The following is a 10,769-nucleotide window of genomic DNA, read 5'->3' as shown; positions in this document are numbered from 1 at the left end:
GCTCGCCGGGTGGTCAGTCGTTGGCGTGCAGCGCGGCGTTCAGTGCGATGCCCTGCCCGGTCCGCGGCTTCGCCTCGAGCCCGCCGGTGACCGAGTTGCGCCAGAAGAGCAGACCGTCGACGCCGGACAGCTCGCGAGCCTTCACCACCCGACCGTCCGGCAGCGTGAGCTTGGAACTGGCCGTGATGTAACAGCCCGCCTCGACGACGCAGTCATCGCCGAGCGAGATGCCCACGCCCGCGTTCGCGCCGATCAGGCTCCGCTCGCCGATGCGGACCTTGTCGGTGCCGCCCCCGGAGAGCGTGCCCATGATCGAGGCGCCGCCACCGATGTCGGAGCCGTCCCCGATCACCACGCCCTGCACGATGCGCCCCTCGACCATGGAGGCGCCGAGCGTGCCGGCGTTGAAGTTCACGAATCCCTCGTGCATCACCGTCGTACCGGAGGCGAGGTGGGCGCCGATCCGGACCCGGTCCGCGTCGGCGATCCGGACTCCGGAGGGCACCACGTAGTCGGTCATCCGCGGGAACTTGTCCACCCCGTAGACGCTCAGGTGGCGGCCGGCGGACCGCTCGATGACCCGCAGCTCGTCCACCCGCTCCGGCGGGCAGGGCCCGGCCGAGGTCCAGGCGACGTTGGCCAGCTTGCCGAAGATGCCGTCGAGGTTGAGCTCGTTGGGCCGCACCAGCCGATGCGAGAGGAGGTGCAGCCGGAGGTACGCGTCCGCGGCGTCCTTGATCGGGTCGGCCAGCGAGCCGAGTACGGTCACCAGCTGGACGGTCCGCAGACCCGGCAGCGCCCGGTCGCCGACCGCTCCCGGCGGCAGGTCGAGGACATCCGCCTCATCCTCGCCCGGGACCAGCGGCAACTCGCCGAGGCCCAGCTTGCCGGTCGGGTACCAGGTATCGAGCACCTGGTCGTCAGCGGTAACGGTGGCCAGGCCGATGCCCCAGGCAGACTGCGTAGTGGTCACCTCTGTGACGGTACCGTGCGGATTATGAAGAACCCGTTGACCCCCGAGGTCCTTGCTGATCCGGTGGCCCTGACCCGCGCCCTGGTCGACATCGAGTCCGTCTCCCGGAACGAGAAGGCGATCGCGGACTGTGTCGAGGATGTGCTGCGCGGTGTGCCGCACCTGACCACCTATCGGTACGGCAACACCGTGATGGCCCGCACCAGCCTCGGCCGGGACCAGCGGGTGGTGCTCGCCGGCCATCTCGACACGGTCCCGATCAACAACAACTTTCCCGCCACCGTGCGCGGCGACCTGATGTACGGCTGCGGCACCTCGGACATGAAGAGCGGAGTCGCGTACGCGTTGCACCTCGCGGTGACCCTGACCGAGCCGCGGTACGACGTGACGTACTTCTTCTACGAGGCGGAGGAGATCGAGTCGACGTACAACGGTCTCTTCCTCGTCTCCGAGGCGCACCCGGAGTGGCTCACGGCCGACTTCGCGCTGCTGCTGGAGCCGACGCACGGGATCGTCGAGGCGGGCTGCCAGGGCACCCTGCGGGCAACCGTCGGCACCAGCGGCGTCCGGGCGCACTCGGCGCGCTCCTGGCACGGCGTGAACGCGATCCACGCCGCCGGGGAGGTGCTGCGCCGGCTCGAGGCGTACGAGGCCCGCCGGGTGACGGTCGATGGTTGCGAGTACCGCGAGGGATTGAACGCGGTGCGCATCAACGGCGGGGTGGCCGGCAACGTGGTGCCGGACCGCTGCACGGTCGAGGTCAACTATCGGTTCGCGCCGGACCGCAGCCCGGAGCAGGCCGAGGCGCATGTGCGGGAGGTGTTCGCCGACTTCGAGGTGGCGATCACCGACCTGGCGGCCGGCGCGCTGCCGGGGCTGGAGGCCGCGCCGGCGCAGGAGTTCCTGGCCGCCGTCGGTACCGCACCGATCGGCAAGCTGGGCTGGACGGATGTCGCCCGCTTCGCGGCGCTGGGCACCCCGGCGCTGAATTTCGGCCCCGGGGATCCCAACCTCGCCCACCACCCGGACGAACACGTCGAGATCGGGAAGATCCGCGACGGTGCGGCGGTGCTGCGCCGCTGGCTCTCGGTCACTTGAACGGCCCTGTCACCCCGCCGGTCGGCGTATCTCCACTACGGTTGCCTGCATGAGCGAGAGCAACGGGCGGGCGGCGGCCGGTGCGGCCCCGCGGGACCAACACCGGGGCGCCGGGGCGCCACGTCGGTCAGTGATCGGTGGCAGTACCGCCGATCAGCGGCTGCTCGACTCCCGCCAGCGCAGTGACTGGAAGACCCGGGACGCGTGGCGGGCGCTGCGGATCCTCTCCGAGTTCGTCGAGGGCTTCGACACCCTCTCCGACCTGCAGCCGGCGGTGAGCGTCTTCGGTTCGGCGCGGAGCCGGCCGGACAGTCCGGAGTGCCGGCTGGCCGAGGAGCTGGGTGGGGCGTTGGCCCGGGCCGGCTATGCGGTCATCACCGGTGGGGGGCCGGGGGTGATGCAGGCGGCGAACCGGGGGGCCAGCGAGGCCGGCGGGCTCTCCGTCGGCCTGGGCATCGAGCTCCCCTTCGAGCAGGGCCTCAACGACTGGGTCGACGTCGCGATCGAGTTTCGGTACTTCTTTGCGCGGAAGACCATGTTCGTCAAGTACGCCCAGGCGTTCGTCGTGCTTCCTGGTGGCTTCGGGACGATGGACGAGCTGTTCGAGGCCCTCACCCTGGTGCAGACCGGCAAGGTGACCCGGTTCCCGGTGGTGCTGATGGGCGTTGACTACTGGCGCGGGTTGCTCGACTGGCTGCGGGACACGATGGCGACCGAGGGCAAGATCGGCGCGGTTGATCTTGACCTGATCTGCCTCACCGACGACGTGAACGCGGCCGTGCGGCACATCGTCGAGGCGGAGGCGGTGCTCTCCGCCGAGCAGGAGGCGATCCGCGAGGAGTCCGTCGCCGTCACCGCGGCCGAGCAGCGGGCCGCGGCGGAAGAGGGGGGCCGGGGCTGACCATGGCCGCGATCTGTGTCTTCTGCGCTTCTTCCCGCACGCTTGACCAACGCTTTCTGGACCTGGCGACCGAGACCGGCGCGGAGCTGGCCCGCCGTGGTCACACGCTCGTCAGCGGTGGTGGCCGGGTCGGGATGATGGGGGCGGTGGCGGCCGGCGCGCGGGCCGCCGGCGGGCGGACGCTGGGCGTTATCCCGCAGGCCCTGGTCGATCTGGAGGTCGCCGACCTCGCCTCCGACGAGCTGTTGGTCACCGAGTCGATGGCCGACCGTAAGACGATAATGATCGACAAGTCGGATGCCTTCCTCACGCTCCCCGGCGGCCTCGGCACGTTGGACGAGCTCTTCGAGGTCTGGACGACCGCCACCCTCACGCTGCACCGCAAGCCGATGGCGCTGGTGGACGCCGACGGCTTCTACCGCCCGCTCTTCGACTGGCTGGGTGATCTGGCCAAGCAGACCTTCCTGAAGCCGGCGGGCCTGGAGCTGCTCCCCGTCGTGGCGGCCGTCCCCGCGGCCCTCGATCTCCTGGAGTCCCGGCTGAGCTGAGCGCCACCGCACGGTCCTGCGCTGCGGCCAGGTCGGCGGCAGCCCGACCTGGCCGCCCCGCTGGCGTGGCACGGCAGGTCAGGGCGCCCGGTGGGCGTGGGCGGATGTGGATCTGTCGGCCGGATCTGGTGGGATGAGGGGATGCAGGCATACCGGCTGGTACGCCGGTCCGGCGGGCCGGCGGGGGCGTTCACTCCGGCGAGTGACCGTGCGCTGCTGGCCGAGCCCGGTCGGTTGGGTGAGCCCGGTCGGTTGGCCGAGCCCGGTCGGTTGGCCGAGCCCGGTCGGTCGGGCGAGCGGCTCGACGACCCCCGGCAGGCGGAGGTGATCGGCCACGCCGTCGGGCCGATGCTGGTGCTCGGCGGGCCGGGCACCGGCAAGACCGCCACCCTGGTCGAGGCGGTTGCCGCGCGGGTAGCCGAGGGGGTGGATCCCGAGCACATCCTGGTGCTCACCTTCAGTCGTCGACAAGCAACCGGCCTGCGCCAGCGCATCGAGTCCCGGATCGCCGGAGCTGGCCACCGGGTGCTGCGGGAACCATTGGTACGCACCTTCCCGGCGTACGCGTTCGGGCTGCTGCGCCGGGCCGCCGCGGAGCGCGGCGAACCCTCGCCCCGGCTGCTCACCGGCCCCGAGCAGGATCTGATCATTCGGGAGTTGTTGGACCTGGTGGGCGAGGAGCCGGACGCCGATCCGGTGGGCTGGCCGGCGGACCTGCGCCCGGCCCTGCGTACCCGTGCCTTCGCCAGCCAGCTGCGGGACCTGCTGATGCGGGCCGCCGAGCGGGGCGTCGGTCCGGTGGAGCTGGCTCGGCTGGGTGAGCAGCTCGGCCGGGCCGACTGGCCGGCCGCCGCCCGGTTCCTCCGGGAGTACGTCGCCGTGCTGGCGCTGCGCGATGTCGGCAACCGCGGTTCGATCGCCTACGACCCGGCCGAGCTGGTCCGCGCCGCCACCGGAATGCTGCTCGACGATCCGGCGCTGCTGGCCGCGGAGCGGCGCCGGCTGGCGCACGTCTACGTGGACGAGTACGCCGACACCGACCCTGCCCAGCAGGAGCTGCTGGCGACCGTGGCGGGGGGCGGCAAGGCGCTGGTCGTCCTCGCCGATCCAGACTCCTCCACGTACGCCTTCCGGGGGGCCGACCCGGGCGGTGTGGTGACCTTCCCGCACCGATTCCGGACCGTCTCCGGTGCGCCGGCGGCGCGGGTCGTCCTCAGCACGTCGTACCGGGCCGGTCCCCGACTGCTGGCGGCGCACGCGCGGCTGGCCCGCCGGCTGCGTGGCCCGGCCACGCACCGGCGGACCCGGGCGTTACCGGCAGCAGCGGCGGCGGGCACGGCGGAGGTCCGTACGTTCCGCTCGGCCGCCAGTGAGGCGGCCTGGCTGGCGCATGCGCTGCGGTCGGCGCACCTGCTCGACGGGGTGCCCTGGTCGGAGATGGCCGTGTTGGTGCGCTCCCCCGGGCGAGCGTTGCCCTCGCTGCGGCGTGCCCTGCACGCGGCCGGGGTGCCCACCGTCGTGCACGGCGAGGACCTGCCGCTGCACCTGCAACCGGCGGTTGCCCCGCTGCTACTGCTGTTGCGCTGTGCGCTCGCCCCGGACCGGCTCGATGAGGAGGCGGCCGTCGCCCTGCTGCACTCCCCGTTGGGCGGGGCGGATCCGCTGGCGGAACGGCGGCTGCGGCAGGGGCTGCGGGTTATGGCTTTGGCCGCCGGCGACCGCCGACCCTCCGGCGAGCTGATCACCGAGGCGCTGCGGGACCCGGCCGAGCTGGCCGGCATCGACCGCCGGTGGGCGGAGCCGGCGCAGACGGTGGCCGGTCTGTTGGCGGTTGCCCGGGAGGCGGCCGCCCGGCCGGGTGCCACCGCCGAGGAGGTGCTCTGGGCGGTGTGGCGGGCCAGTGGCCTCGCCGACCTCTGGTCCGCGGCGCTGGCCCGCACCCCGGCGGCGGACGGGGAGGGGGAGGTCGCCCGGCGTCGTCGCGCCGAGGCCGCCGACCGGGACCTGGACGCGGTGCTGGTGCTCTTCGACGCCGCCGCCCGGTTCACCGACCGGCTGCCCGGGGCGCGGGTCGAGGTCTTCCTCGACCACGTGCTCGGGCAGGATCTGCCCGCCGACACTCTCGCCCCGACCGCTGACCGGGGCGACGCGGTCCGGCTGCTCACCGCGCACGCCGCGAAGGGGCTGGAGTGGGATCTGGTCGCCATCGCCGGAGTGCAGGAGGGGGTCTGGCCCGACCTGCGGTTGCGGGGCAGTCTGCTGGGGTCGGAGCGCCTCGTGGACGTGCTTGCCGGCCGTTCGGCCGGCGCGGGGCGGCGGGTCTCCGTCGTTGGCCAGACCTCGGCCCTGCTGGACGAGGAGCGGCGGCTCTTCCACGTCGCGGTGACCCGGGCCCGACGCCGGCTGCTGGTCAGCGCCGTGGCCAGCGCCGCCGTCGGTGGCGATGACCACGACGAGCAGCCGAGCCGGTTCCTGCACGAACTCGGCGTGGCCGACCCGCCACCGGCCGAGGGCGCGGGCGTGGACGGAGCCGCGCCACCGGCCGAGGGCGCGGGCGTGGACGGAGCCGCGCCACCGGCCGAGGGCGCGGGCGTGGACGGAGCCGCGCCACCCGCCGAGGGCGCGGGCGTGGACGGAGCCGCGCCACCCGCCGAGGGCGCCGGACCGGACGACCCCCGGACGGCCACGTTGCCGCTCAGCCGGCCGCCCCGGGCGCTCACGCTGGGGTCGCTGGTGGCCGAGCTGCGTACCGCGGTGACCGACCCGAGCGCGCCGGTGCCCCGGCGGCGGGCGGCCGCGGCTGAGCTGGCTCGGCTCGCCGCCGAGGGGGTCGCCGGGGCGCACCCGGATGACTGGTGGGGGCTGCGTCCGCTCTCCGACGAACGGCCGCTGGCCGCCGACGGTGAGCCGGTGCGGGTCACCCCGTCCGGGATGGAGAACGCCCTGCGGTGCAGCCTGCGCTGGCTGCTCGAACGCCATGGTGGTGGCGCGCCGGCCAGCGCGGCGCAGGGGGTGGGGAACCTGGTGCACGCCGCCGCGATGCTGGCCGAGAACGCCAGCTCGGACCGGCGGGCGCTGCTCGACTACGTGGCGGCCCGGTTCGACGCGATCGAGCTGGCGGCCCGTTGGCTGGTCGGCCCGGAGCAGGCCCGCGCCGAGGCGATGGTGGACAAGCTGCTGCGCTGGCTGGCCACCAACCCGCGTCGGCTGCTCGCCATCGAGCACGAGTTCGCCGTCCGACTGGACGATCCACGCCACCCCGTCGACCTGGTCGGCCGGGTGGACCGGCTGGAGGTTGACCCGGAGGGCCGGCTCGTGGTGGTTGACCTCAAGACCGGTAAGTCGACCGCGGTGACCGGAGCGGACCTCGCCGAGCATCCGCAGCTGGGCGCGTACCAGGCGGCGGTCGAGGCGGGCGCGTTCGCCGAGTTTGGGACCGAGTCCGGGGGCGCATCCCTGGTGCAGCTCGGCACCGGCACCAAGGAAGCCCGGGAACAGGCCCAACCGCCGGCCGGCGAGGGGCCGGCGGCCGGCTGGGCGACCGCCCTGGTCCGGCGGACCGCCGAGACGATGGCCGCCGCCACCTTCGCCGCGGTCGCCAACTCGAAGTGTCGAGTCTGCCCGGTGCGTACCAGCTGCCCGGTGTCTGGGCAGGGGCGCCAGGTCGTCGAACCGCCGAGCACTCGCCCACTGGAGGGCCCGTGACCCAGCCGACCCTGTTCAGCGCGGCGACCCCGACTCCCCGTCGAGCCGATGCCGGGCCCCGGTACACCCCGGTCGAGTTGGCGAAGCTGCTGCGACTCCCGGCGCCCACCCGGGAACAGGCGGCGATCATCGCCGCCCCGGTGGAGCCGTTGCTCGTCGTCGCGGGCGCCGGCTCCGGCAAGACCGAGACGATGGCCGCCCGGGTGGTCTGGCTGGTGGCCAACTCGTACGTCCAACCGGAGCAGGTGCTCGGTCTGACGTTCACCCGAAAGGCCGCCGGGGAGCTGGCGCACCGCGTCCGGACCCGGCTCGGTCAGCTCGTTCGCCGGCTCGGGCGCAACGGGCGACACCCGCACGACGATCCGTTGTCCGGCGAGCCGACGGTCGCCACCTACCACTCGTACGCCGGGCGGGTGGTGACCGAACACGGGCTGCGCGCCGGGTACGAGCCCGCCACCCGGCTGCTCACCGAGGCGTCCCGCTGGCAACTCGTTGACCTGATCGTGCGTACCTACGACGGTGACATGTCCGAGGTGGACCGGATGCCGAGCACGATCACCGACGCGGTGCTGGCCTTGGCCGGCGAGTTGGACGAGCACCTGGTCGAGCCGGACCACCTGGCGGCCTGGACCGGACGGTTCTTCGCCGACGTGCAGTCCCGCCCCGGCCGGGTCTACGCCGACGTGCGCCGGGCGCTCACCCTCGCGCAGGTCCGGTTGAAGCTGCTGCCGCTGGTCCGGGCGTACGCCCGGCGCAAGGAGGATTTCGAGGCGATGGACTTCGCCGACCAGCTGGCTCGGGCGGCCCGGGTTGCCCGGGACCACCCGGTGGTCGGTGAGCTCGAGCGGGACCGCTACCGGGTGGTGCTGCTCGATGAGTATCAGGACACCAGCCATGCCCAGGTGGTGCTGCTGAACGCGCTCTTCGGTGGCGGGCACCCGGTGACCGCGGTCGGTGACCCCTGCCAGTCGATCTACGGCTGGCGTGGGGCGAGTGCCGGCACCCTCGACCGGTTCCGTACCGAGTTCGCCCAGGCCGACGGCGCTCCGGCCGAGGTACGTACCCTGACCACCAGTTGGCGCAACCGACCGGAGATTCTGGCGGTGGCGAACGCCCTCGCCACCCCGCTCCGCGCCGCCGGCGCCCGGGTGCCGGAGCTGCGTGCCGCGCTGAGCGTCAAGGACCCGATCCCGCACCGCACCCCCCGCGGGGCGGCTGCCGGCACCGTCCACTGCGCGTTGTTGGACACCTACGCGGACGAGGCGAACTGGATCGCCGACAGTCTGCTGCGCGCCTGGCAGGGAGCGGCGGGGATGCCCGGTGCGTTGCCCGAGCACCTTCCGGTCGTGGCGCGTCCCACCACCGCGGTGCTGGTCCGGCTGCGCAGCCAGATTCCGGCGATCGAGTCGGCGCTGCGGGCCCGGGGTCTGCCGGTCGAGGTGGTGGGGCTGGGCGGCCTGCTGGACACCCCGGAGGTGCGGGACGTGGTCTGCACCCTGCGGGTGCTGGCCGACCCGACCGACGGGGCGGCGCTGCTTCGGTTGCTGACCGGTGCCCGGTGGCGGATCGGGCCGCGGGACCTGGTGGCCCTGCACCGTCGGGCTCGGGCCATCGCCGCCGCGCGCCGGCAGCTCGCGGCGGAGGACGAGCCGGAGATCGTCCCGGATGTGCTGGACGAGGCGACTCTGGTGGAGGCCCTGGCCGATCTGGGGCCGGCGCCGGCGTACTCGGCGGAGGGCTACGCCCGGCTCCGCGCCGCCGCCCAGGAGTTGGGCCTGCTGCGTTATCGGCTGGACCAGTCGCTGCCAGACCTGATCGCGGACATCGAGCGGACGATCGGCCTGGACGTGGAGGTGGCGGTGCGGGCCGGCCGGGACGAGGCCGGCGACGCTGGGCTGGCCCGGGGGCACCTGGATGCGCTCGGTGACGTCGCGGCCCGGTTCAGCGGGGAGACGCCGGGGGCCACGCTCTCGGCCTTCCTGGCCTACCTGGCGGCGGCGGAGGACGAGGAGCGTGGGCTCGCCCCCGGCGAGGTGGAGGTGGTCGAGGGGGCGGTGCAGGTTCTCACCGCGCACGCGGCCAAGGGCCTGGAGTGGGACATCGTGGCGGTGGCGGGGCTGAGCCGCGGGGTGTGGCCGGGTCCGGTGCGCAACTCCGATCACTGGCTGGGCGGGCTGGGGGTGCTGCCGTTCCCGCTGCGCGGCGACGCTGCCGGGTTGCCGGTGTTGGCGCTGGCGGCGGCGGAGGAGCAGCGCGGGGTGGCGCAGGCTCTGGCGGACTTCACCGCAGCGTGGCGGGCGCACGACGAGCGGGAGGAGCGGCGGTTGGCGTACGTCGCGGTGACCCGTCCCCGCCGGCTGCTGCTCTGCTCCGGACATTGGTGGGGGGAGGGCACCAAACGCCCGCGTGGCCCCTCCGCGCTCCTGCGGGACCTGCATCAGGCATGCCGGGACGGGGGCGCTGGGCAGGTGGTGGACGAGTGGGCGGCGGAGCCCGCCCCGGACGCGGTGAATCCCACGACCGAGGTGGTGCTTCGGGCGGAGTGGCCCGCTGACCCGTTGGGTGCCCGTCGACCGGCGCTCACCGAGGCGGCAACCATGGTGCGGCGCTACTTGACAGCTGGGGTGCCGTCCCGTCCGGCAGCCGGCGGCCTGGCGGTGGCCGGCCCTCCGGTGTCGAGCGTGGGCGACCCGGGTGGCGACGATCGGGGTGGCGACGACCCGGGTGGCGACGATCGGGGTGGCGATGTTTTGGGTGGCGACGACCCGGAGGTGGCGCGTTGGCGCCGGGAGGCCGATCTGCTGCTCGCCGAGCGGGCCGAGCTGACCCGACCGGCTGGCCCGATTGAGGTCGTGCTGCCCGCCGCGCTCTCGGTCACCCAACTGGTGGCGCTGCGACGGGACCCGGCGGCCCTGGCCCGGTCACTGCGCCGGCCCCTGCCCACCGAGCCAAATCCGTACGCCCGTCGGGGTACCGCCTTCCATACCTGGCTGGAGCAGCGGTTCGGGGCTGGCCGGCTGCTCGACGTGGACGAGTTGCCCGGCGCGGCGGATGCGGACGCCGCACCGGACGAGGCACTTACCGAACTCCAGGAGCGTTTCCTGGCCAGTGAGTGGGCGGATCGGACGCCGGTCGAGGCCGAGGTGCCGTTCGCGACGGTGATCGCCGGGGTGGTCGTCCGGGGCCGGATGGACGCGGTTTTCGGTCGGCCCGGCGGCCGGTTCGATGTGGTGGACTGGAAGACCGGCCGGCAGCCCACCGGAGCGGCCGCCGCCGCGGCAGCGGTGCAGCTCGCGGTGTATCGACTGGCCTGGGCGGAGCTGGCGGGGGTTCCGGTTGCGCAGGTGGGTGCGGCGTTCCACTACGTCCGGGACGGGGTGACGGTGCGGCCGGTGGACCTGCGTGACGCGGCGGGTCTCGCCGCGCTGATCGCCTCGGTCCCGGAACGTGGGGCGGAGGGAACCATCGCTGGCTGAGTCAGCAATTGGCGGTGGATGGGTCCGAATGGTGATTGCGTTCCGGCGACAGGGCCCGCGAGGCTGGT

6 protein-coding genes are annotated in these 10,769 nt (G+C 73.8%); 5 read left to right on the top strand and 1 reads right to left on the bottom strand.

Annotated features, from left to right (window positions below; genetic code table 11):
* Positions 1–13: 13 nt before the first annotated feature.
* Entirely contained in the window at positions 14–973 is a 960-nt protein-coding gene (gene dapD / locus T398_RS05260; protein ID WP_018810115.1) for a 2,3,4,5-tetrahydropyridine-2,6-dicarboxylate N-succinyltransferase, read from the bottom strand.
* A gap of 24 nt (positions 974–997) precedes the next feature.
* Here dapD and dapE point away from each other — a divergent pair, with 24 nt between their 5' ends.
* The 5 genes from dapE (at position 998) to T398_RS05235 (ending at position 10,701) form a co-directional block, all read left to right on the top strand.
* Positions 998–2,071, top strand: coding sequence for a succinyl-diaminopimelate desuccinylase (gene dapE, locus T398_RS05255; protein WP_496445131.1), 1,074 nt, complete (start codon positions 998–1,000; stop codon positions 2,069–2,071).
* Positions 2,072–2,120: 49 nt separating this feature from the next.
* Entirely contained in the window at positions 2,121–2,972 is an 852-nt protein-coding gene (locus T398_RS05250) for an LOG family protein (RefSeq protein ID WP_496445129.1), read from the top strand.
* 2 nt (positions 2,973–2,974) lie between these two features.
* Positions 2,975–3,520: an LOG family protein gene (locus T398_RS05245; RefSeq protein ID WP_496445127.1), complete on the top strand. Its 546-nt coding sequence runs from the start codon at positions 2,975–2,977 to the stop codon at positions 3,518–3,520.
* Positions 3,521–3,661: 141 nt separating this feature from the next.
* The gene (locus tag T398_RS05240) at positions 3,662–7,225 is read left to right on the top strand and encodes an ATP-dependent helicase (protein WP_496445125.1); all 3,564 of its coding nucleotides are present in this window, start codon (positions 3,662–3,664) and stop codon (positions 7,223–7,225) included.
* Positions 7,222–10,701, top strand: coding sequence for an ATP-dependent helicase (locus tag T398_RS05235; protein WP_496445123.1), 3,480 nt, complete (start codon positions 7,222–7,224; stop codon positions 10,699–10,701). The genes T398_RS05240 and T398_RS05235 overlap by 4 nt, the downstream gene beginning before the upstream one ends.
* Positions 10,702–10,769 lie beyond the last annotated feature (68 nt).

This window comes from Salinispora goodfellowii, from assembly GCF_059570675.1.
The sequence above is the reverse complement of the archived record's forward strand: the minus strand, read 5'-3'. Positions and strand labels throughout refer to the sequence as shown.